We start from the raw sequence: 22,680 nt of genomic DNA, 5'->3' as shown, positions 1-22,680 counted from the left end.
GATAAATTTGTTTCTTCTATTTTGGATAGGCTAAAAGTGGAGGTGAAGAGTAAATGGCTCGAATAAAGAAGAACCCTTCTAAGGCAGGGGTTAGCGCAGCTAGTGTAAAAGGTGACGCCGGACCAACAGTTGAAGCGGATGGCGGCGGAAAGGTGAACAGCCAGAACAATCAATATAAGAAGCAATAATAAAAGTGCAATCTCCTTGATCATCGCCGTACAAACGCAGAATCCAACTGTGGCTCCTAGCCCCTCGTGGTTATAAGCTGTACAGTCGCCTGCACTTTAATAACTGTGATATACGAAACACGGTAAACGCGAGCGAACCGAGGTTGGAGGAGACCTTAAGTTTGATAGGCGAAAGGCGCTTGTGCTAGACCATTCTCAGAGTAAAAAAATGCTATACTTATTTTCTAAAAAAAGCCGTTCCCTTGATTAGGAAACGGCTTTTAAGATTGCTATAATATTACTTTTTACTTCTAAATTGTTCATTTCGGTTTTTAATATCTGTAATTAGGTGTTTCATTTCTTCCTTTGCATCAGGATATGTACTGTTCCAATGCTGGATAAGCGGGGGCATGGATTTAGCAATATGAGAATAAAGCACCCATGCCTGAACTTGTTCTTTCAGTTCTGAATTCGTTTCACCAAACAACAGCTCTGTATACTTTTCTAAGAGCCCATCCATTTGTGCCTTTAATTCATTATTCATCCGATTGCACCTCCATACTTTGCATACCACTAACAAGCGGACATGCTGAACAAACCTGCGGGCATGATGTACAGCGTTTCTTTGATCTTGTTAAGTAAGAATAGCAGCAAGTATTTCTTGGTCTAACCTCTTTCCCATATTCTTCTATATAAATATGTTCATTATGATATCTCTTGAGCGGATTTTTGTTATAGCCGCCAAATAATGAACCTGAAGCCTGAAGAAGAATATATTGAAAGTCTTCCTTTGAACGAAGTTTAACTTCCTCAGTGAATTCTTCCTTTTGAAAGATTGTTTCATATAACCAAAAAATATACACGGCAATATTTTCCCAAAGTATTAATTTGGATACTTTTGTTACTCTTGAAAGGCCATCTAGAAGTGGATTTAAGTGGTTATTGAATAGATCATTCACACATGTTTCTCGCCACTTTTCTCGATTCTCTATCATTGTTTCAATATGAAAGTCTTTAAAGTAAAAGTTCGGCAGCCATAATTCAGCTTGATCATTTGTTTCAAGCGATACATTCTCGAAAGAAATATGCAGCTTTCCATTTTTCAAAGTCATTGTATATAAATAAGCAGCTGCTAGAAAGGCGTACCGTTTTATAAAAATAGAGGCAGTTACTTTATCATTTGCAGCACCAAGATGGTTACCTAGCAGTCTAAGATAGTTTCTCATCGAATGCTCATCAAGTAATTTTTCTATTTCTATTGAGAGCACTGATGTCGTTCTAACAGTCGTTACACGAAACTGCTTTAGTTCCCCTATCTGAGCAGCGGAAAGTATGTTACCCATTCCTCGAAAGCCTTTCCTGCTTTAAAATACAGCGTCCTTTTCCATAAGGAATACATAATGGTGTACCAAATAAAGGATCAATCGTAACCTCACATTCCATTTCAAAAACATTTTTCACTAAACTGCAATTAATGACAACCTCTGGTTTTCCTTGAGCATAGATTTTTTGATCTTTAATCGCAACAACATTATGCGCATAGCGGCAGGCTAGGTTTAAATCGTGTAATACCATCACGATCGTTCTTTGTTCTTTTTCATTTAACTCAAACAATAAATCGAGAATTTCAATTTGATGGGTCATATCCAAATAGGTAGTCGGTTCATCAAGAAGGATTGTATCTGTATCCTGCGCAAGCGTCATGGCGATCCATGCTCGCTGCCGCTGTCCCCCTGAAAGAGAATCTACGGCTCTATCTTTTAATTTCATAAGTCCTGTTGCTTCTAATGCATTATTCACCTTTTCTTCATCTTCAGCTGTCCATTGCTTCAGCCATGTTTGATAGGGATATCTTCCCTGTTTGACAAGTTGAAGTACTGTTAATCCTTCTGGTGCAGATGGTGATTGTGGAAGAATCGCCATTTTTCTCGCTACATCTTTAGTAGATAGCCTTGCAATCGCTTCCCCATCCAATAACACGGCACCTGATTTAGGCTTAAGGAGACGAGCAATAGAGCGAAGTAAGGTTGATTTCCCACAGCCATTTCCACCGATAAAAACAGTGATTTCTCCTTTAGGAATTTCCAAATCAAGCTCGTTTATGATTGTTGTGTCCCCATATGACAATGTCAATTGTTTTGTTGAAATCGCTTGGTTTGCAGTCATCATATGCCCTCTCCTTTTTGCAGTTTCATATTTTTCTTATCAAAATCATTTAGCTATCTTACTTTTTTATCATTTATCATTTATCATTTATCATTTATCATTTATCATTTATCATTTATCATTTATCATTCAGCAACATTTGTTTATCCATTTCTTGTTTTAAAAAGAAGGTAAATAAAGTATGGTGCACCTATGCTTGCTGTAAATACTCCGGCTGGAATTTCAAGCGGAGAAAACAGTGTTCGTCCGATCAAATCGGCAATCATCACAAGAATCCCGCCGATTAATGCTGATGCTGGTAGTAAAGCACCGAAAGAGGACCCCACAAGTCTTCTTGCCATATGGGGTGCCATTAAGCCAACAAAGCCAATCCCTCCGGCAAATGCGACTGAACCACCGATTAAAGCGGTGCTAACCATTAGAAGGAGAAATCTATATCGTTGAACATTGCTTCCTACTCCAGTAGCAATATCGTCACCAAGTTCCTGGATATTTATATTTCTAGCCAATATGAATGCAGCAATACATAATACTAAAATCCAAGGAACTAAAATAGCGACATTACTCCAATTCGACCCATAAACTGTTCCTGTAATCCAAATATTCGCTTGACTCGCTTGATAGATAGGACCTAGAAGCATCATTAGTGTAGTCAATGCTTTCATTAAGCTGTAAATGCCAATTCCAATTAAAACTAAACGAATGGGGGAAACCCCATTTTTCCAAGACAGGAAGTAAACAAGAAAAGCAATGATCGTCGCTCCTGCAAAAGCCGCGACTGGCAGCCATTGGATACTCACTGTTAAAGCGTTGCTTTCATCACTAAAAATAGCTAAAAAGCCAACAACTGCTACCGATGCCCCGCCAGTAATCCCTAAAATATCTGGAGAAGCGAGCGGATTCCTTATAATTCCTTGAAGAATTCCGCCTGCTACGGCTAACCCGATTCCAACCATTAGTGAAACGATAATTCTTGGTAAACGGAAAGACTGGACAACAAGCTGTTCCATATCTGTGCCGCCCCCAAAAAAGACTTTCACTACATTTATCGGGCTAATCTTCATCTCACCAGTCCCTGTACTAAAGATGAATACACCAGCCATAACGAATAGTAACAAGACAACAACTGCTAACGCCTTTCGATCAATTAAAAACGAAATTTTCTCTTTAAATACACGAAAACTTTGATACTTTCTCATTATTTATTAAACCCCTTTCTTGCGATATATACAAAAAAGGGAGTTCCGATAACAGCCGTCATTACACCAACTGGCACTTCCTGCGGCATAATAATAAATCGAGAAGCCGTGTCAGCTATCAGAAGCAGTATTCCGCCAAAGAGAGCTGAAAACGGAATGACCCAGCGGTGGTCAATTCCTACAACAGCACGTGTGAGATGCGGGATGACAATTCCTATGAACGCAATTGGACCTGCTACAGCTACTGCGCCTCCAGATAATAGGACGATAATCACGCCGGACCATATCTTTAGCATGCCAGTCTTTAATCCCAAACCTTTTGCAACATCTTCACCCATTGATAGAACATTTAACTTATTAGAGATAAGCAGAGCTAATCCCCATCCAGCTATTAAGTACGGAAGAACAGAAAGAAGCGTTTCCAGCTTTCGGCCAGCTACAGAACCAGCTAGCCAGAAAAGAACCTGTTCGAGTGCCGTTTCATTAATAACAAGAAATCCCTGTGTCATAGATGCAAACATAGCACTCATAGCTGCTCCAGCTAAGGTTAGCTTCATGGGGGTTAATCCATCCCTGCCAATAGAACCAATAATATAAACTAGAATAAAAGAAACAGCTGCTCCAAGAAAAGAAATCCATGTAAAAATCTGAAGATTGCTCAGAGAAAAAAGTGTAACTGTCACAACAACCGCAAAGCCAGCACCTGCATTTATTCCAAAAATCTCAGGTGCTGCCAGCGGGTTTTTCGTTATTGTTTGTAATAAGACACCTGCAATTGCTAGGCTTGCTCCAACTGCAGCAGCAATAAGCGCACGAGGCAGCCTGACAGACTGAATGATGAGATGTTCATTTGACCCATCAAAAGCAGTAAATGCATCAACTGCCATCTTCCAGGTTGTATCTGTGTATCCATATACAATACTTACACACATTAATAATAATAAGAGGATCGCAGCAAACAATAAGCCGCACCATTTTTGCACATTTGATTTTAATAACATAGCGGAACCGTTCCTATCTAAAAATAAATGTATTCCCTCTTTAAAGTCTATTAGAAGGAAAACTACATGTCAATGAGTTTGAAAATCATTTTCAATTAAATGATTGACATATTTGCTAAGGGAAATTATGATAAATTAGTAATTGAAAATCATTATCATCGATATAATTAATTTTGGAGGTTCCTACATTGAAAAATATCAAATTTTTAGCAGCTATTATTTCTATTATTTCCCTTTTTCTATTAGCAGCATGTGGAAGTAATAATGATGAAAAAGCAGAAACGAACAATGATAAAAACACTGCTGGAGATACAGGCTATACAGTTGAACATGCGATGGGCTCAACTACAATTAAAGAAACACCTAAGAAAGTGGTTATTTTAACAAATGAAGGTACAGAAGCACTTCTAGCGCTTGGAGTGAAACCAGTCGGAGCTGTTAAATCTTGGACAGGTGATCCATGGTATCCCCATATCGCTGATGAGTTAACAGATGTTCAGGTTGTTGGTACAGAGAGTGAAGTAAATGTGGAGGCAATTGCAGGACTTCAACCAGATTTAATCATCGGAAACAAAATGCGTCAGGAAAAGATTTATGAACAGCTAAGTAAAATTGCCCCAACTGTATTCGCCGAAACACTTCGAGGAGACTGGCAAGAAAATTTTGACCTATATGCTAAAGCATTAAATAAGGAAGAAGAAGGAAAAAAGGTCATTGATGACTATAAACAGCGTATTGCAGATTTAAAAGAGAAACTGGGAGATAAAGTTAATCAAGAAATATCTATGGTCCGCTTCATGGCTGGAGATGTCCGAATCTACCATAAAGATACTTTTTCTGGTGTGATTCTAGACCAAATCGGCTTTGCCCGTCCTGAAAGTCAAAATGTAGATGACTTCGCAGAAACAAATGCTACGAAAGAACGAATCCCTGCAATGGATGGGGATGTCCTTTTCTACTTTACTTATGAAACTGGCGACGGCGAAGCAAGCACTCTTGAAAAAGAATGGATCAATGATCCATTATTCAAAAATTTAAATGTTGTTAAAGAAGGCAACATCCAAAAGGTAGATGACATCATCTGGAATACTGCTGGCGGTGTAAAAGCTGCTAACTTAATGCTAGATGATATCGAGAAATTCTTTTTAAAATAATAGTAACCCTTAATTGCCCGCAGATACTGCGGGCTTTTTTTCATTAAGTCCCTCTCCTCTTGGTTATCATTCATAAGATTTCCATTAACGGTAAACAATAAGCATAATGCCAAAACTGACGGTGATTATGAATGAAAAGATGGTTAAATAAAAAACAAAATGATTCGAAACAAAGTAAAGAAAACTGGGAAAAAGCATTGGAGAAGTCAAATGACTTTACACAATCTACCTATATAAATCAAAAAAGCAATGTTCCCTTTTGCCTAACCTTCATGTCTACACTAGTAGATGAGCAGATTATTCAACAGGGCGTCCTTCCCTATTTATTAGAAGGTGAATTGAATAAGCTCGAGGATATTAAGAAGATTGTGCCTTCAGCTGATGTAGAAATCTCTACTGATCATACTGTTATTGATAAAAAAATACTAAACGGCTATATCCTGCTGACCATTGATACAGAACCGGAGCACTTTGCATTTATTGCAACCCAAAAAGAGATTGTCCGGAGTTTGAGTCCACCTGAAATCGAGTTCTCTGTTATTGGACCGAAAGAGGCTTTCGTAGAATCTTTAGGACAAAATTTAAACCTTATTAGAAAGCGCCTGCCAGTAAAAGAACTTATTATCGAGGAATACACCCTTGGCAGCCTATCACAGACAAAAGTTGCTGTCTTATACATGCATGGAATTACTAACGAAGAAAATGTTAATACGGTAAAACAGCGGATTAATGAAGTCCATTTTGATGCCATTACAGATAGTTCTTATATTGTTCAGCTTATATGTGACAATTCTAATTCACCCTTTCCGCAGTTATTGGATACGGAAAGACCTGACCGGGTTTCAGGAATACTAGCTGAAGGGAAGATTGCGATTGTTGTAGATGGATCACCGCATGTTCTAATTACCCCAACAACATTAATCGAATTCTTCAGCTCGTTTGAAGATTATTTCTTAAATTGGATTCTATCATCCTTCTTCCGATTAATCCGTGTTGGAGCTGTTTTATTCTCACTTCTAATTACGCCCATTTATGTTGCCGTACTATCATACCATTATGAATTAATCCCCAGGGATTTGTTAGGAACATTAGTTGCCTCAAGAAGGCAAATTCCATTGCCGCCGATACTTGAAGCACTATTTCTCGAATTGACAATCGAGCTGTTAAGGGAAGCTGGAGCCAGGCTGCCGACAAAGGTTGGACAGACGATTGGTATCGTAGGCGGGATTGTTATCGGAACTGCTTCTGTTGAAGCTGGGCTAACAAGTAATGTTCTTCTTATTATTGTCGCCTTAGCTGCTCTTGCTTCATTTACAACGCCTGTATATAAAATGGGCAATACGATTCGTTTATTGCGTTTTCCATTCTTGCTCGCTGCAGAGCTTTGGGGATTACTCGGAATTGTCTTTGCTTTCTGTATTATGCTGACACATTTAATACGTCTCACTTCTATGGGACGTCCATTTTTAGAGCCGATCTATCCGCCAAGAGTAACAGACTTAAAGGATTCTTTCATCAGGCTCCCCTTTAGGTTTCAATCCAAGCGCCCAATGCTTCTAAGAACAGAAAAGCGGGAGCGTTTTAGTAAGAAGAAAGCAAAAATTAAGAAGGACATTGATGAAGAATAAGGAGGCGAACTGAATTCATGCCAGGACAATCAATCCCTGATCATTTAAAAATATCCCCTTTTTTAGTTCTTTACATGGTTATGTCTATGCAAATCGGAATAGGTGTTCTTGGCTATCAGCGCCTCATTGTTCTAACTGCTGGCAATGACGCCTGGATTTCCGTATTAATCACAGGAGGTTGTATACATATCATCATTTGGATGATCTACAAGATTGCTGAGACTGTGAATGGAGACCTCGTATCAGCACATGTATATATAGCTGGTAACTTTGTCGGAAAACTTCTGAGTTCCTTTTTCATTATCTACTACTTCATTTACTCTCTGACTGTACAACGATCCTATCTAGAGGTTATTCAAGTGTGGATGTTTCCAACAATGAATATCTTCTGGTTCACTCTGGCCTATATGCTCCTATGTATATATATTATCTACGGAGGAGTTCGAACTGTCATTGGGATTGCCTTTTTCGGAATCGTACTTCCTGCATATCTATTTCCTGTTTTCGGTTTTAGTTTGCAATTGGCAGAATTTAATCATCTCCTTCCCATTTGGAACAATTCACTGAAAGACATATTGATAGGGTCCTATAAAATGTCATTAACCTTTATTGGCTTTGAGGTTGTTTTATTTTTTTATCCGTTTATTAAGGAGCCGCAGAAATCAAAGAAATGGGCGCACCTCGCCATACTGCTTACTACATTCCTTTATACAAGCATTATGATAATAACGATTACTTACTTTTCCAGGGATCTGCTGTCACGATCCGTATGGGCTACATTAACCATGTGGAAGATTGTCAATTTCCCCTTTGTTGAACGATTTGAATATATCGGCATTGCTACATGGAGCCTAGTTATTCTCCCTAATGTATGTATGTCCATTTGGATATCATCTAGACTCTTAAAGAGAATCTTTAATCTTCAACAGAAAAAAGGGGTAATAATAATGGCTGCGGCCACTTTAATTGCGATTAACTTTCTTCCAACACGAGCAGAAGTGAGTTTATTAAACGATATAACGGGCCAAATCGGATTTGTATTTAACTTTATCTACATCCCTTTGTTACTTGTAGTTGTCATGATTGTTAAGAAGGTGAAAAAAAGATGATCTATCGCTATTTTTGTATCGTCGTGACTGTTCTTCTATTATCAAGTTGTGTCGAAAAGAGTATTATTGATGATATAAATATACAATCAGCTGTAGCCATTGATCTTGCAGATGACGATAAGCTTAAGGGAATGATATTAGTACAAAATTATCTACCTGACCAAGCAGTTGAAAATATTCGCTTTACATCAACTGGAAAAATAAGAAGAGACCTTCTATTGAATATCCAGAAAAAATCATCTCAGCAAATTGTTGTTGGCGGATTAATGGTATCGATTTTTGGTGATAAAATCTCGAAAAAAGGGATCTCTGAAGCAATTGATGCCTACCAGAGGGATCCCGGAATTGGGTCAAGGAATTACCTCGCTACCTCTTCAGGAAGTGCCCTCAAAATTTTAGAAGGAGAGTATGGGCCGCGTGGGAATGGCACATATTTAAGGAATTTGCTTGAGCATAATATTCAATACCGGGATGTACCTGAAACAAATCTTCACATTTTTCTACGTGATTATAATTCTGAATGGAAAGATGCATTTCTGCCTGAACTAAGAAGCATTAACAATGAGGAAGTTGAAATAAGCGGAATTAGTCTGTTTAAGAGGGATAAGGAAATTGATGTTCTACCAAAAGATAAAATGTTTTACTTTAAATTACTCGTAGATAGACATAGTAATGGCAACTTCTTAGTTGAACTGGGCGAAAATAAAACTGCGATGGTCAAAAGTATTAAATCTAAACGAAAAATTAAAATGTCAAGGAAAAACCATTCACAGATGATCCTAAATATTCACATTAACGGAGTTGTCACAGAGTATACAGGGAAGAAAATGTCCAAGGAAATAGCAGATGTGGTTGAAAAAGAATTAGCAAAAAAAGTGAATGCAGAAAGCTTAAAATTAATAAAGCAATTTCAAGAAAAAGGAGTAGATCCTATCGGGTTTGGCTTAGTGTATAGGTCAAAACACCGCGGTGCAATTAAAAAGATTAAAAATTGGGGAGAAAATGACTACAAAAACCTTTCATTTAAAATAAACACAAAGGTTGATATTAGTGAATCAGGCGTAATTGAGTAAAAGCGGTGTCCTATTAAGACACCGCTTTTATTCATTATTGGAGAACATATACTTTTTATGGTGATAACTAATTGAGAAGATTAAGCTCATTGCAAGCATATTGCCCATCAAGGAGCTGCCTCCGTAACTAATAAAAGGAAGCGGGATTCCTGTGATCGGCAGCAAGCCGATAGTCATTCCGATATTTTGAAAAACGTGAAAGGTAATCATACTGATAACGCCTATACAGATGTATGTATAGAAATTATTCTTAGTTTCCATACCTACACGCGTTATATGATAAATGAGTAAGAAAAATAAACTAACTAAAATACTTGCCCCAATAAAACCAAACTCTTCACCGACAATACTGAAAATGAAGTCAGTATGACTCTCCGGTAAATAGACTTCCCTGGTCCCATAGCCTTTTCCAGTTGTTTCCCCAGAACCAATGGCAAGAAGAGATCTAGTTAATTGAAATCCTGTTGAGCTTTGATAATTATAAGGATCTATCCATGAATAAATCCTTGCAAATTGATATTCCTTTACACCTAAGTATTTCTCCAAAATATCTGGCTGCCAGAGTACAAAGTAGAAGATAACAGAGATCAGTGTAATGCCTGTTCCGAAAATAGGCACTAGCAGCTTCCAGGTGATGCCTGAGATAAAAATCATTCCTAGCATGATCGCAATAAAAACAAGGCCGGTCCCTAAATCCGGCTGCTTCATTACAAGTAAAAGCGGAACCATTGTAAAAAGCCCAATTTTAATAAGGAGCCAAAGATCTGTTTGTATCGTTTTTATCCGATTTTTTTGATGATGATCGTCAATGACCCTTGCAAGGGCAAGAATGATGAAGACTTTAACAAGCTCGGATGGCTGAAGCGAGCCCATGCCAGGGACACGGAACCATGCTTTAGCTCCATTGATCACAGGAGCGATGCTGCTTGGCGCAACAATTAAAAAGCCTAGAAGAAATAATCCAAACCCATACACATACCATGATATTTTTTTCAGCTGATCGGAATCCAATGTAATGACTGCTGCGATAATCCCAGTACCAACCATATACCAGACCATCTGCTTTAAGAGGAAATTCTCTTTATATTGTCCTGTCGTCTGTGCACTATATATTGAAATACAGCTAACTAAAAATAATAAAAATAAGATTAATATTAACCCAAAATCAAGCCGTGGGGGTGAAGTCGTTTTATTTGAAGTCATATCGTTCTCCCGTTATTCAAAATCCTAAAAGGACAGGTCCAGTTTAGGATCCTCCCTGTCCAAAATTTAATTATATTTTTTACTAGAGCAAATCTCAACTATGAAGCGGCAAATGGTGATAATTTCTATTCATTGTTTTATTTTCTAAAGTATTTCTCCTGGATATCATTTTTCATCCATTCTATATTATTTGGAACTTGCGGGATAAAATACCCAATGAATAACGGGGTGGTAATAAATCTTGGAACAATTTTTGCGTAAATTTGACCATTCAATTCGTAGAAAAATAAATTATAGCTGCTGCAGCTAAAAGGAAAGGCATTCAAAATATAATGGGCAGCTGTCTGAATGTATACAGCAAATGCTTGAATATCTTGAATATCGCCAAGCTTCACATTAAACTCATAAAAACCCACTCTTGGGGCAGTTGATAAAGAAAAAATCGTCCCATTCTTCTCAGCGATTGTTACTCCCTCAAAATCACTTGCTTGCACTTTTTCTTGATAATTTAGATTGTTTAATCCGATAATTTGCATATGGGGATGTGCGATCGTTCCCCCAGATAATGGACCATGATTTTTGAAGAAAATAACCGATTGATATTGACCAGACCGTGCCATTTCAAGCCAATGTGTTAAACCAAAACGTATTAACTTGATTAAATGCTCCTCTGGATACATAGATAATTCTCCATCACATTGGTCCGTCTCAATTAAAACAGTTTGATACGTATCTTCTAAAACAGGAAATTTATTTTTTAATAAAATGATCGGACCGTCAACTGCAATTAAATCTGTCAGCTGATCTCTTGCACAAAAAGGGCAGCTTTGCTCTTTATTGCGAATACTATTTGGCTTCTGTCTGCCAATCCCAGTATTAAAGTATAAATGTGTATTCGTCATTTTCCCCACCTGCTTTTCTATCTGTCTAGCTTTATTTTAAAACTATATGGACCAATTGGCGAGAAGAAAGCTTTTATATCTATGAATAGCGGAAGCGTCTTGGTCATCGCCGTACAAACTGGAAGGACCGGTTCTTCGACATAGGAAACACGGTGAGCGAGTGCGAATCGATGTTGACGTTATCGTAGGGAGGGGGCCTGAAGTTTGATAGGCGATAGGACGCTTGGGCTAGACAATACGAAATGCGGAGGCGGCTTGGTCACCCCCGACAAGAATAAGACGAGCTGGATGGAAGGTTGTTCTTTAACCTTCTAGCCAGATTGGCTTATGACCTCGAGGGGGTAGCCGCCGAAGCTAGACAATTCTCTAACTCCAAAGTTATGCTTTAAACAATGAAAAGCGCACCCAAAGATGCGCTTTTCATTGTTTATTCAACTGTTACTTCAACCTCTGTATGTTCATGAAGCCCTGCATCATTTTGAACATGAATGGTTATTAGATAGGTTCCGCCAGAAGGGAATTGGTAATTAGATTTATATTCTCCCTCAGCCGCTTCCTCCATATCTACCCAGGCTGGATTCGAACCTTGCTTTTTAATTTCTAATCGAACCCTTGCATCTGTAAGAGGGCTTTCATCTTTTACTAAAAGGACAGCCAAAGGAGTTTGAGCTTTTGCTTTGATTATCTCCGGCTTTTCTAACTGGATCCCAACTTCTCCATTATGGTGATGCCCCTCTTCTGCTGCATCTTCACTATGCTCATGCTGGCCTTCCTCTGCTTTGCCAATCTGGATTGTCTCTGTTGGCATCGTATGCATGTCTCTTGCAGTTACATGGGATTGAACGTGATAGAGTCCATCTTCTAAAAATGTATAAGCAGACGTATACTTGCCATTTTCAGAATGCTTGGCTTCTACCTGTACACTTGCATCCTTTTGGCCTTCCTTCCAAATTTCAAATTTCACTTCATTCGCATCTTCAACTGGTTTTTTTCCCTGAGAAACTGTTACAGCTAAAGCAACTTCTTCATTCGGCTCTCCTTTTTCGGGCAATTCGATTACCGCTTCAATTGGTGCCGGTGCTTCTTCCTGCTCTCCGCTTGTATGATTTTCGCTTGTTTGCCCGCACCCCGCTAAAAATATAAAGGCCATAAAAATGGCAAAGATTGATTGTTTCAAATGAACGCCTTCTTTCTTTTTGAATAACTATCTTTACTAACGTAACTATACACGGGAGTTGTGTTAAAAGAATGAAATAGAAGCTATTTGTCTTCTTAGCATTTTGAACAAATTGTGACAACACCATACAAAAATCAACAAAACTTGATAAAACATAACAAAAGTCACAGTAGATTATCCATAAATTCTGTATTTTATTAAAGGAGCAAGGGAAGGTGATTATCATACACGAAAAAACTTATACACCAGATGAAATTGCAAAAATGTTCAAGATTTCCAAGAATACGGTCTATGAGTTGATAAAACGCGGTGAGCTCCATGCATTTAAAGTGGGAAATAAAATGAGGATTGTGGAAAGTGAGATTAGCAGATTTAAGGAAGCCGGCAGACCATCATCTGCTCTGCACTCAGCAAACATTCCTTTTCAAGAGCAATTATTACATATTGCAGGCAGCCATGATTTTTTAATTGAACAGCTCATCAAGTATATAACGAGCCAATCACCTGCACTCACCATTCAGCCAACCTATATCGGAAGTCTTGAAGGGTTAATGATGCTTTATAAAGGAAGCTGCGACATCGCAGCCATCCATTTGCTGGACCCTACATCAAAAGAATATAATCTCCCTTTTATTAAGCAGCTATTCATCCACGAAAGAATTACTGTGTTGCGGCTTGCGGGAAGAGAGCAAGGCTTAATTACGGCAAAGGGAAATCCGAAAGGCATTCAAAGCATCAAAGACCTTACCAGGAAAGATATTCGTTTTGTGAATCGCCAAAAAGGTGCAGGCACACGCTTTCTATTTGATTCATTAGTAGCGGATGATCATATTAATCCCTTTGAGATTGCAGGCTATGAGCTTGAGGAATGGAATCATTTAGCTACTGCATCCTATATTAGCGGCGGGATAGCCGATGCAACTTTCGGCATTCGTTCTGCTGCAAGTAAGCTAGATTTACACTTTATTCCGATCGCTAAGGAAAAATTTGATCTCGTGCTCAGATGGACAAATAAAAACGAAAAAGCAATGGAGCATTTAATCGATATTCTGCAGCTAACCGATTTTAAAGAAAGCATCAGCAGCAATGAAGGCTATGACGGTTCGGAGCTAGGAAAAATCATGTATGAAACAAAAGTTTGGAGGAAAACAAAATGAAGTTAAAACAAATTTTCTCACTCAGTATGATAGCCATGCTTATTTTCATGATGACAGCATGCTCAAATTCAACAGATGAGACTGCCAGCAAACAAGAACAACCGAAGGCAGCTGAAGAAGTTAAGGACTTAATCTTAGCAACAACAACAAGCACGCAGGATAGCGGCTTGCTGGATGTTCTAATCCCGATGTTTGAAGAAGAGAGCAATACAAATGTAAAGACAATTGCTGTTGGTACGGGGCAAGCGTTAGAAATGGGAACAAAGGGAGAGGCTGACGTACTCCTAGTTCACGCACCCGCTTCAGAACAAGAGCTTGTTGACAGTGGAGATGCTGTCAATCGTAAACGGGTTATGTACAATGATTTTATTCTTGTTGGTCCGGCCAACGATCCAGCAGGTATAAAAGGAATGGAAGTAGGAGAAGCATTCCAAAAGCTATTTAATGATGGAGCCGTCTTCATTTCAAGAGGAGATGATTCCGGTACACATAAAAAAGAATTGGATATTTGGAAGTCACATGAAATTACACCTGGGGATAATGCTGGCTATGCAGAAACTGGGCAAGGAATGGGTAACACTCTGCAGGTAGCTGCAGAAAAACAAGGATATGTCATCACAGATCGCGCAACATATTTAGCACAAAAAGAAAATTTAGATTTAGAAATCCTTGTTGAAGGCGATGAAGACTTGTTGAATATTTACCATGTAATGCAGGTAAACCCTGAGAAGCATGACAAAGTATATAGTGAAGGCGCAGAAGAGTTTGTTGAATTCATGATTAATGAAGAAACACAAAAAGTCATTGAAGAATTTGGCCAAGAAGAATACGGCGAGCCCCTATTCTTCCCTTACACAGAATAGCGTGCAAGAACCATCCGTGGACAAATCGACTAGCTTTGTCCACTTGGTTTAGGCACATGTTAGAAAGCTGGAATGATTATGGATCTTTTAATAGAGGGATTAAAAAAAGCAATAGAGATGCTGATTTCAGGTGATCCTGAAATCTTTGAGATTACTTGGCTAACCTTAAAGGTATCCTTAACAGCCGTCTTAGTCAGCACGTTCATTGGCATACCGGCTGGTGTTATATTAGGACTGATCTCTTTCCCTGGCAGACGGTTTGTCCTTATATTGATTAATATCGGGATGGGACTTCCTCCTGTTGTTGCGGGACTATGGATTACAATGCTTTTATGGCGTTCTGGCCCTTTAGGGTCATTCTCTCTATTATATAGTCCATTCGCCATTATCATGGCACAAATACTAGTTTCCCTTCCCATCATCATTGGACTTACCTGCAGTGCCTTTCAGCAAATTGATGAAAAGATGCTATTGCAAATTAAATCTCTTGGTGCCACACGGCTGCAAACCGTAGGATTGTTAGTTAGAGAAGTCAAAATCGCTATTCTTGCTGCAGTCATCGCGGGATTCGGCCGCGTGATTGCTGAAGTGGGGGCAGCTATGATGGTTGGAGGGAATATTCGGGGAGAGACGCGGATATTAACCACCTCTATCGTCATGGAAGTATCAAAAGGAAACTTCGATGTCGCATTAGCTCTCTCTTTCTTATTAATGAGTTTAGCCTTTTTTATCACCTTTCTTTTAACAAATTTACAGCAAAGGAATTAACGTGCGATGAATCCAATGATCCGTCTAGAAAAGATTCAATATGCGAAGAAAGATCGTACGATTCTCTCTATTCCATCACTTTCCATTACACAAGGAGAAATCCTTGGAATGATGGGTCCAAATGGGGCAGGGAAAAGCACGCTTGTTAAAATCTTATCCTGTCTGCAAACTCCGACTTCTGGAAAGCTTTATTATAAAAATGAAGAATTATCCGTTAGCAGAATCCCATTAGAGCAAAGAAGAAAATGGGCAGTCGTACTTCAGCAAACCTTAATTTTTGACACAACTGTATTCCAAAATGTTGCCGCTGGATTAAAAATCCGCAGAGTAGCTAAATCAATCATTAAAGAAAAGGTTGATTACTGGCTTGAACAATTCGGCATCTCCCATCTTGCAAAGAAAAATGCGAAATTGCTGTCAGGCGGAGAAGCACAAAGAGTCAACTTAGCAAGGGCATTAATTCTTAACCCTGAGGTACTATATTTAGATGAACCATTCTCAGCTCTTGATTACCCGACAAAGGTGAAGCTATTAAAAGATTTTAAAGCAATTATTAAGAATACGGAAACAACAACTATTTTTGTCAGCCATGATGTAACAGAGATCCAATTTATGACTGACCGATTAGCGATTCTAATGGACGGTAAAGTCCAACAAATCGGCTCAACTGCTGATGTATTGAATAACCCCAATCCATACACCGCATCTTTCATTCATGACATGAGCCTGCATATTGAGTAAAGAAACAGCATACATTCAATTATGCTGTTTCTTTATTTGATTGGAGGCAAGGATTAGAAATGGACATTCCACTTAAAGCTCCCCTTACCGGTTTTCTCATGACGATTATTTCAACACTTATTGTGTACTTTATATTCGGGTTATCCAGCCTTACTGTTGTTTGCTTTATCATCGGCATCCTTTTAACCGTTATCCATTTTATTAAAGATGAATATGACTACTACAATCTAGCTGAATCGGATCCTTCCTCTAAAGGTTAGATTTTATAGAAAAAATCCTCGCTGCTGCAGCGAGGATTTCTCTTATTGAATTAATCTCAAAAACTGTTTGGTTCTTTCTTCTTTCGGAGAAGTAAAAATGTCCTCCGGCTTTCCTCGTTCAACGATAAATCCGCCATCCATGAAAATGACTTCATCTGCTGCTTCTCGTGCAAACCGCATTTCATGTGTAACCACAATCATTGTCATTCCTTCATTTGCAAGGTCCTTCATTACTTTAAGTACTTCCCCTACGAGCTCTGGATCAAGTGCGGATGTTGGTTCATCGAAGAGCATAACTTTAGGTTCCATTGCAAGCGCCCTGGCAATACCTACACGCTGCTGCTGCCCGCCTGATAATTGGAATGGATAATAATCGAGCTTATCGCCTAAACCAACTTTGGTTAAGAGCTGTTCTGCTTTTTTTCTAACAGCTTCTTTGGACTCTTTCTTAACTGTAATAGGGCCTTCCATTACATTTTCAAGAGCAGTCATATGAGGAAACAGATTATAGCTTTGAAATACCATTCCTGTCAGGCGGCGAAATGGAGGAACAGCTTTTTTAGATACCGAACTAGAAAAATCTAAAGATTGATCTTCAATTCCAATTGATCCGGAGGTTGGCGTTTCTAATACATTCAGACATCTAAGGAGCGTCGTTTTTCCTGATCCTGAAGGACCAATTACGACAACAACCTTCCCCTTTTCTACCTCCAAATCAATTCCTTTTAAAACTTCAAGCTGATCAAATCGCTTGTGTAAACCTTTAATACTAATCATTTAAATACTCCTTCATCGCAAAAACAGTCGAACATCTGCATGATTATGATTTCGCCTGCGATAGTTTCTGTCGTATTTTAATTTATCGAGCAATTTCTTTCATTATCGGGCAATTCCTCGTCTTTATCTAGCACAATTTCCGAAATATCGAGCAACTTCTTGCTTTTATCTAGCAATTCCCCTGATTTTTCGAGCATTCCTGTATTTACGAAACAAAACGATCCATTCTCTTTTCCAATCTGCCTTGAATAATAGATAGAATAAAGCAAATAACCCAGTAGATGAGGGCAACTTCTAAGTATAGAAGCAAAAACTCATAATTGGTTGCAGCAATTTCTTGTGCTCTTCTAAACATTTCTGTTACTAAAATCATAGCTGCTAAAGACGTGTCCTTCACTAGACTAATAAAGGTATTCGACAGCGGCGGCAATGAAACCCTTGAAGCTTGCGGAAGAATGATGCGCTTCAGCGTTTGTGGATAAGACATGCCAATTGAATATCCTGCTTCCCATTGTCCTTTAGGGATGGATAAAATGGCTGCACGAATAATTTCCGATGCATACGCACCAACATTTAATGAAAAGCCGATCACCGCAGACGGGAATGGATCGATCACAACACCGATCGTAGGCAGCCCATAAAAAATAATAAATAATTGCACAAGCAGCGGGGTTCCTCTAATCGCTGATACATAAATCCTCGCGATGATTTGCAGCGGCTTAACTGAAGATATACGCGCCAGCGCCGTTAAAACAGCCAATATAAGTCCGCAGACAAACGTAATAAGCGTTAATGGAATCGTATATAAAATGGCTCCCTTCAGCAAAGGCTGAAGGGAACTTTGAGCAATATCAATGAGCCGTGAAACGCGCTCTGGATCAGCAATTATACTATTTAAGAACATCTTCACCAAACCATTTCTCTGAGATTTCTAAATAAGTTCCGTCCTCAATGATTTCTTTCAACGCTTTATTGACTTCATCAATAAGCGTCTCACTTCCCTTTCTGAACATTAAGCCACTTTGAGATGCATCATCTAGAGTAGCAGCAATTTCAACTGGAGCATCTGGCTTATGCTTTTTAAAATCTAGAAAAGAAAGCTTATCATTAATTGTTACATCTGCTCGTTTGGAATTAATTAATTCAATCGCCTGGTTAAAGCCTTCAACACCAACAATTTCAGCCCCATGCGATTTTGCAATATCCGCATAATTGCTTGTCATTGATTGTGCTGCTTTTAATCCTTCAATATTTTCAAAGCTTGTAACAGCTTCATTATCCACATGCTTAATTAAAACGCCCGCAGAAGTAATATACGGATCGGAAAAATCATATTTCTCTTGACGGTCTGGACGAATTCCCACCTGATTCGCAACCATATCAAAACGCTTTGAATCCAAGCCTGCAAACATCGCATCCCACTGTGTTTCCATAAATACCGGTTCAACATCTAATCGTTTTGCAATCTCTTTAACAATTTCCACATCGAACCCGGTTAATTCACCTTTATCATCGTGAAACGTGAATGGAGGGTATGTACCTTCTGTTCCAATCAACAGCTTCCCTTCATCCTTTACTTTTGCTAACAGATCTTCAGTTTGTGTATCTTGTTTTTCTGCATTATTACTTTCCGATTCCGGATTTGCTTTATTTGTACCGCAAGCGGAAATTACTAATACAAGACTAAAAAATAGTGCTAATAATGAAAACTTTCTCACTTTTAACCCCTCAATTCCTATAAGTTTTATTGGTATTAATAATATTAGTGTATGGAACCCTGTTCTGTCAAAAGAAATATTCTTTCCTTTTTATCTTTTCCAATCCTGTTCGTATTACTACTTGATTCATACATAAAATCCATTGAGCAGAAGAAAAATAACTAAGAAATATGAAAGGGGGAGTAATGATGACGAAAAAGGATAATAAAGGAAGCCATAATCAAAGTTCGCCTAGAGGCAATCAATCAGAGGTGAGTGGAGATAATAGCAAGGGGAACAAAAGAAATAAGGATCAGCATGCAAAAACGAATGATGAATAAAGGCCCGGCTTTCGTGATGAAAGCCGGACCCAGTTTATTTCACCTTTATTTTTATATCTCCTTCAATCCAAGCAGGAAAAGCTGACAGCTTAAGTTCTAGTGGATTTTTATACGAACCGGATGGAAACTCTACTCCGATCTCTCTTTCTCCATTATTATCTTCTGTCCAATAATTGGAGTTAAGCTCAATTTCATTTCCGTCCGCATCTCTCAAAGAACTAAAAGGGGAATAATTAAATTCTTCTTCAGTTTTTAGCTTTAAAATAATACTTCCATTTTTAACATCTAGAAGGACAAGATGATCCCCTATTGGCTGATTAATGATTTTCCCATTCTCTATATCTACCTTTACATAAGCATCCTCTTGATCAACCGCCTGCAGTTTATTCATCACAAGGTATAACTCTTTAGGCTCTTTAAAATAATTACTTTGTAAATAAAGAATATGTTCATTATCATTTAGTTGACTGGCAGTAAACCCATTTGCAATTTTCGTCCAGGCTTCTCCATTTTCATCCACTAAGCGAATATCCTCAAATGTAAAAATTTTCTTGCTGTTTTCCGGATCCATTACAACATGCACCGCGACCCGTAAAGGATAAATCTTAATATTTTTGATTGTTATTTTCTGTCCTTCAATCAATATCGTTTTGTTCATTTCAATTGTCTTTGTTGCTTTTAACGGTTTTTCCAATGTAAACAAAAATCGGAAATCTTCTTCATAATCATTTGTTTCAACGGTAAAAGTAAGAGTAAACTCCTTTGTTTTCAATGGCTCTTCAAAAAAGAAATCCATTGTTGCCATTTCTTTTGTTCTCAGTTCACCATGCGGCTTATGGGCACCATAACTATAACTGCCTAACTCTAGTTCTGTCCCATCAGCTGATTCAAGCTTTAAATCATTCACGTAGAATTTTTCTTGTTTCTTTTTCGCTTCGATTGTCTGAAAAATCACCATCCCTTTTTCATCGGCTATTACCGAATCAAACGTCACCTTCAAACCATTTTTTTCTTGCGCCGTATTGATTTCTTGGATATATTCGTTCTCAACTGCCAGCATTAATCCTTTATTATCACTAATTAGCTCAACCAATTTTTCCATGCCAGGAATACTTGAAACATAACTTGCAAAAACAGGAGAAACTCGAATACTTGTGAGAAAACCAATTATAAAAACAGCAGCTATTAATCCAGAAAAAAGCCACTTTTTCCGGCGAGTCTTTACTATAACCTCGGGCATCTCTTTTGCTTTTTTAAAGCCCGTAAGAATGGCTTCATCAATTTTATCCTCTGGAAATGGCAGGTTCTCATACATTTTTTTCAATTCGGAAAGGTTCTTTTCTTCCTTTTCAAACATGTGAGACTCCCCCCTTTTCATCCAGATTTTCCCGCAAAGATTTCAAAGCCTTAAACAGCCATGTCTTTACCGTTCCTTCAGGGCAATCGAGTGTTTTTGCAATATCTTTTATTTTTAGATCATGAAAGTATTTCAACGTAATAATTTCGCGGGATCGTTCATCCAATCTTTGCATCGCTTCTTCGATCTCTAGAAGAGAATGATCTTCTGCCTCGCCTTCAGCATCCAGCAGGTCATCATTCAATATAATTCTTCTTTGCTTTTTTAATGTATCATTGCAATAATTAATCATAATTCGAATGATCCATGTTTTGAAATAGCTTGGCTCTTTAAGCCCCTTCAATCCTTTATAAGCACGGAAAGTTACTTCTTGTATAGCTTCCAATGCATCCTCTTCCTTCCGCAAATAAGCTAGCGCTGTTTTATACAAATCTATTTTCACCGTTTGGATGGCTGCAAGAAAGGACTGGTCATCCCCACGAATGGCCTTCTGCACAACTTCTTCAAAGCTCACATCATGCCCTCCCCATGTTCGTTCTATGTATTAGACTTCGTTCTCTGCAAAAAGTTTTTATAAATTTTTTATTTTTTTCGATTACAATAGAATTGGGACATGTGACCTGCCCCCCTGTCCCGAATAAGCCTCTAGTCTTAGAAGCAATTCGTGCTATGGCTCAATGTTTTCTTCATTTTAATGTCATACAATGAGTGTAATAAAAACGATTATAAAGGAAAGTTGGGGTATCATTGAAAAGAATTTTTTTCATTTTTATTATTTTGATTGGCCTCTATGTATTGCTTACTTCAAATATTAGAAGCTGGCTGCCATTTACGAAAGGAGAAACAGCTTCAGCAGTAACAAATAATATTAAGATGATCGAAATTAACGTATCCTCTGTAAAAGCAACAATTATCCCTGAAAAAAGAAATGATATTAAAGCGGATCTCGATGGCAAGGGTGCAGTAGATGTAAAGAGAAACGGGGACAAAATTAAGGTTGAGTATAGTCATAAATGGTTCGATGGCTTCAAGATTTTCAACCACACCCCCGAGCTGTACATCTACATTCCAGAAGACTTTAACCGAAAGCTGGCCATCGATGTAGGATCTGGCTATTTGAATTTTGAGGGTCCTTCGACCGAACTTGAGCAGCTGAAAATAGATATGAGTTCTGGAAAAGTTGACCTAACAAACGTAACCGCGAAGGAATTTATCCATAAAGGTTCTTCTGGCATGATTGACATTGATACACTAATTACTGACTCTGGTACGATTGATATGAGTTCTGGAAAAATAAAAATAAACAATTACCAAGGGGAGCTTGACGCAGAAGTATCATCAGGGCAGCTTGACGTTCAATTGAATAAGCTTGTAAACGATATTCAATTAAGGGCAAGCTCCGGACAAATTAAGCTTGATCTTCCTGACGATGCCGATTTCAAGCTTGACGGGGAAATGAGCAGCGGCTACATCGATATCGACCTTCCACTTACTGATAAAGTCGTAGAGAAAAAGAAGATTGAAGGTATAATGGGCTCTGGAAAACATTCTATAGATGTAAATATTACAAGCGGAATGGTTAATATTTATTAAACAATAGTAGGAAAGGGGCTGTCTCAAAAGGAGTTTTGAAGAAACGACTCTTTTGAGACAGCCTGTTCCATGTGTTTTCCTTGATTTTTGTCTCTCTATGAGACTTTTTCTTCTCGTTTTTTCCGGCATTTGTCCCCTAGACCACTTCTATGAGACTTTCCTTTCATCCTTTCGAGGATTTGCCCCATAAACCTCCTCTATGAGACTTTTCCTTTCATCTTTTCGAGGAGTTGTCCCATAGACCTCCTCTATGGGACTTTTTCCTTTCATCTTTTCGAGGATTTGTCTCATAGACCACTTCTATGAGACTTTTTCCTTTCATCTTTTCGAGGATTTGTCCCATAGAT

General features: G+C 38.4%; 25 protein-coding genes. 12 read left to right on the top strand and 13 right to left on the bottom strand.

Going from position 1 to position 22,680, the window contains the following annotated elements:
* The first annotated feature begins 53 nt into the window (after positions 1–53).
* Complete coding sequence (locus tag ASU02_RS25815) at positions 54–188, top strand: YuzL family protein (RefSeq protein WP_082631767.1); 135 nt, start codon at positions 54–56, stop codon at positions 186–188.
* A gap of 277 nt (positions 189–465) precedes the next feature.
* On the opposite strand, the gene ASU02_RS11255 is transcribed toward ASU02_RS25815, so the two are convergent.
* From ASU02_RS11255 to ASU02_RS11235, 5 genes are all read right to left on the bottom strand, one after another.
* Positions 466–711 (bottom strand): YusU family protein, encoded by a 246-nt coding sequence (locus tag ASU02_RS11255; protein ID WP_057763546.1) that lies wholly within the window; start codon positions 709–711, stop codon positions 466–468.
* A complete protein-coding gene (locus tag ASU02_RS11250) occupies positions 704–1,510 on the bottom strand; it encodes an IucA/IucC family C-terminal-domain containing protein (protein ID WP_057763544.1) in 807 nt (268 codons plus the stop codon). Before ASU02_RS11250 ends, ASU02_RS11255 begins: the two co-directional genes overlap by 8 nt.
* Positions 1,503–2,333: an ABC transporter ATP-binding protein gene (locus tag ASU02_RS11245; RefSeq protein WP_057763542.1), complete on the bottom strand. Its 831-nt coding sequence runs from the start codon at positions 2,331–2,333 to the stop codon at positions 1,503–1,505. Before ASU02_RS11245 ends, ASU02_RS11250 begins: the two co-directional genes overlap by 8 nt.
* A gap of 143 nt (positions 2,334–2,476) precedes the next feature.
* Entirely contained in the window at positions 2,477–3,532 is a 1,056-nt protein-coding gene (locus ASU02_RS11240) for a FecCD family ABC transporter permease (RefSeq protein ID WP_057763540.1), read from the bottom strand.
* Positions 3,532–4,533, bottom strand: coding sequence for a FecCD family ABC transporter permease (locus ASU02_RS11235; protein WP_057763538.1), 1,002 nt, complete (start codon positions 4,531–4,533; stop codon positions 3,532–3,534). Before ASU02_RS11235 ends, ASU02_RS11240 begins: the two co-directional genes overlap by 1 nt.
* A 188-nt stretch (positions 4,534–4,721) precedes the next feature.
* On the opposite strand from ASU02_RS11235, the gene ASU02_RS11230 reads away from it, so the two are divergent.
* The 4 genes from ASU02_RS11230 (at position 4,722) to ASU02_RS11215 (ending at position 9,497) form a co-directional block, all read left to right on the top strand.
* On the top strand, positions 4,722–5,687 hold the full coding sequence (locus ASU02_RS11230; RefSeq protein ID WP_057763536.1) for an ABC transporter substrate-binding protein: 966 nt from the start codon (positions 4,722–4,724) through the stop codon (positions 5,685–5,687).
* Between the two features lie 131 nt (positions 5,688–5,818).
* A complete protein-coding gene (locus tag ASU02_RS11225) occupies positions 5,819–7,315 on the top strand; it encodes a spore germination protein (protein ID WP_057763534.1) in 1,497 nt (498 codons plus the stop codon).
* Between the two features lie 17 nt (positions 7,316–7,332).
* Complete coding sequence (locus ASU02_RS11220) at positions 7,333–8,424, top strand: GerAB/ArcD/ProY family transporter (protein ID WP_057763532.1); 1,092 nt, start codon at positions 7,333–7,335, stop codon at positions 8,422–8,424.
* The gene (locus ASU02_RS11215; protein ID WP_057763530.1) at positions 8,421–9,497 is read left to right on the top strand and encodes a Ger(x)C family spore germination protein; all 1,077 of its coding nucleotides are present in this window, start codon (positions 8,421–8,423) and stop codon (positions 9,495–9,497) included. Before ASU02_RS11220 ends, ASU02_RS11215 begins: the two co-directional genes overlap by 4 nt.
* Positions 9,498–9,524: 27 nt before the next feature.
* Here the strand turns inward: ASU02_RS11215 and rodA are convergent, their stop codons facing one another.
* The 3 genes from rodA to ASU02_RS11200 form a co-directional block, all read right to left on the bottom strand.
* Positions 9,525–10,700, bottom strand: a complete 1,176-nt coding sequence (rodA, locus tag ASU02_RS11210; RefSeq protein ID WP_057763528.1) for a rod shape-determining protein RodA — start codon at positions 10,698–10,700, stop codon at positions 9,525–9,527.
* Positions 10,701–10,837: 137 nt separating this feature from the next.
* Positions 10,838–11,602 (bottom strand): DUF4931 domain-containing protein, encoded by a 765-nt coding sequence (locus ASU02_RS11205; protein WP_057763526.1) that lies wholly within the window; start codon positions 11,600–11,602, stop codon positions 10,838–10,840.
* Between the two features lie 427 nt (positions 11,603–12,029).
* The gene (locus ASU02_RS11200) at positions 12,030–12,779 is read right to left on the bottom strand and encodes a FixH family protein (RefSeq protein WP_057763524.1); all 750 of its coding nucleotides are present in this window, start codon (positions 12,777–12,779) and stop codon (positions 12,030–12,032) included.
* A gap of 215 nt (positions 12,780–12,994) precedes the next feature.
* Here ASU02_RS11200 and ASU02_RS11195 point away from each other — a divergent pair, with 215 nt between their 5' ends.
* The 5 genes from ASU02_RS11195 to ASU02_RS11175 all read left to right on the top strand — a co-directional run bounded on the left by ASU02_RS11195 (position 12,995) and on the right by ASU02_RS11175 (position 16,568).
* The gene (locus tag ASU02_RS11195) at positions 12,995–13,936 is read left to right on the top strand and encodes a helix-turn-helix transcriptional regulator (protein ID WP_232426226.1); all 942 of its coding nucleotides are present in this window, start codon (positions 12,995–12,997) and stop codon (positions 13,934–13,936) included.
* Entirely contained in the window at positions 13,933–14,799 is an 867-nt protein-coding gene (locus tag ASU02_RS11190; RefSeq protein ID WP_057763521.1) for a substrate-binding domain-containing protein, read from the top strand. The genes ASU02_RS11195 and ASU02_RS11190 overlap by 4 nt, the downstream gene beginning before the upstream one ends.
* 78 nt (positions 14,800–14,877) lie before the next feature.
* Positions 14,878–15,567: an ABC transporter permease gene (locus tag ASU02_RS11185; RefSeq protein ID WP_057763519.1), complete on the top strand. Its 690-nt coding sequence runs from the start codon at positions 14,878–14,880 to the stop codon at positions 15,565–15,567.
* Positions 15,568–15,573: 6 nt separating this feature from the next.
* Entirely contained in the window at positions 15,574–16,308 is a 735-nt protein-coding gene (locus ASU02_RS11180) for an ABC transporter ATP-binding protein (protein WP_057763517.1), read from the top strand.
* Between the two features lie 59 nt (positions 16,309–16,367).
* On the top strand, positions 16,368–16,568 hold the full coding sequence (locus tag ASU02_RS11175; RefSeq protein ID WP_057763516.1) for a hypothetical protein: 201 nt from the start codon (positions 16,368–16,370) through the stop codon (positions 16,566–16,568).
* 42 nt (positions 16,569–16,610) lie between these two features.
* Here ASU02_RS11175 and ASU02_RS11170 read toward each other — a convergent pair whose 3' ends face one another.
* The 3 genes from ASU02_RS11170 to ASU02_RS11160 all read right to left on the bottom strand — a co-directional run bounded on the left by ASU02_RS11170 (position 16,611) and on the right by ASU02_RS11160 (position 19,063).
* Complete coding sequence (locus ASU02_RS11170; protein ID WP_057763514.1) at positions 16,611–17,345, bottom strand: amino acid ABC transporter ATP-binding protein; 735 nt, start codon at positions 17,343–17,345, stop codon at positions 16,611–16,613.
* 205 nt (positions 17,346–17,550) lie between these two features.
* Positions 17,551–18,249 carry an amino acid ABC transporter permease gene (locus tag ASU02_RS11165; protein ID WP_057763512.1) on the bottom strand — a complete coding sequence of 233 codons (699 nt, stop codon included), beginning with the start codon at positions 18,247–18,249 and terminating at the stop codon, positions 17,551–17,553.
* Positions 18,236–19,063, bottom strand: coding sequence for an amino acid ABC transporter substrate-binding protein (locus ASU02_RS11160; protein WP_057763510.1), 828 nt, complete (start codon positions 19,061–19,063; stop codon positions 18,236–18,238). The genes ASU02_RS11165 and ASU02_RS11160 overlap by 14 nt, the downstream gene beginning before the upstream one ends.
* A 188-nt stretch (positions 19,064–19,251) precedes the next feature.
* On the opposite strand from ASU02_RS11160, the gene ASU02_RS27205 reads away from it, so the two are divergent.
* On the top strand, positions 19,252–19,383 hold the full coding sequence (locus ASU02_RS27205; protein ID WP_269745974.1) for a hypothetical protein: 132 nt from the start codon (positions 19,252–19,254) through the stop codon (positions 19,381–19,383).
* 34 nt (positions 19,384–19,417) lie between these two features.
* On the opposite strand, the gene ASU02_RS11155 is transcribed toward ASU02_RS27205, so the two are convergent.
* Together ASU02_RS11155 and ASU02_RS11150 are read right to left on the bottom strand one after the other, a co-directional pair.
* Entirely contained in the window at positions 19,418–20,740 is a 1,323-nt protein-coding gene (locus tag ASU02_RS11155; protein ID WP_057763509.1) for a DUF4179 domain-containing protein, read from the bottom strand.
* Positions 20,733–21,254, bottom strand: a complete 522-nt coding sequence (locus ASU02_RS11150) for a sigma-70 family RNA polymerase sigma factor (RefSeq protein WP_057763507.1) — start codon at positions 21,252–21,254, stop codon at positions 20,733–20,735. The genes ASU02_RS11155 and ASU02_RS11150 overlap by 8 nt, the downstream gene beginning before the upstream one ends.
* 233 nt (positions 21,255–21,487) lie before the next feature.
* Between ASU02_RS11150 and liaG the strand changes: the two genes are divergently transcribed.
* The gene (liaG, locus tag ASU02_RS11145) at positions 21,488–22,333 is read left to right on the top strand and encodes a LiaG family protein (RefSeq protein WP_057763504.1); all 846 of its coding nucleotides are present in this window, start codon (positions 21,488–21,490) and stop codon (positions 22,331–22,333) included.
* Positions 22,334–22,680: the final 347 nt, after the last annotated feature.

Source organism: Cytobacillus praedii, assembly GCF_001439605.1.
In the GTDB taxonomy this organism is placed as follows: Bacteria; Bacillota; Bacilli; order Bacillales; family Cytobacillaceae; genus Cytobacillus; species Cytobacillus praedii.
The sequence above is the reverse complement of the archived record's forward strand: the minus strand, read 5'-3'. Positions and strand labels throughout refer to the sequence as shown.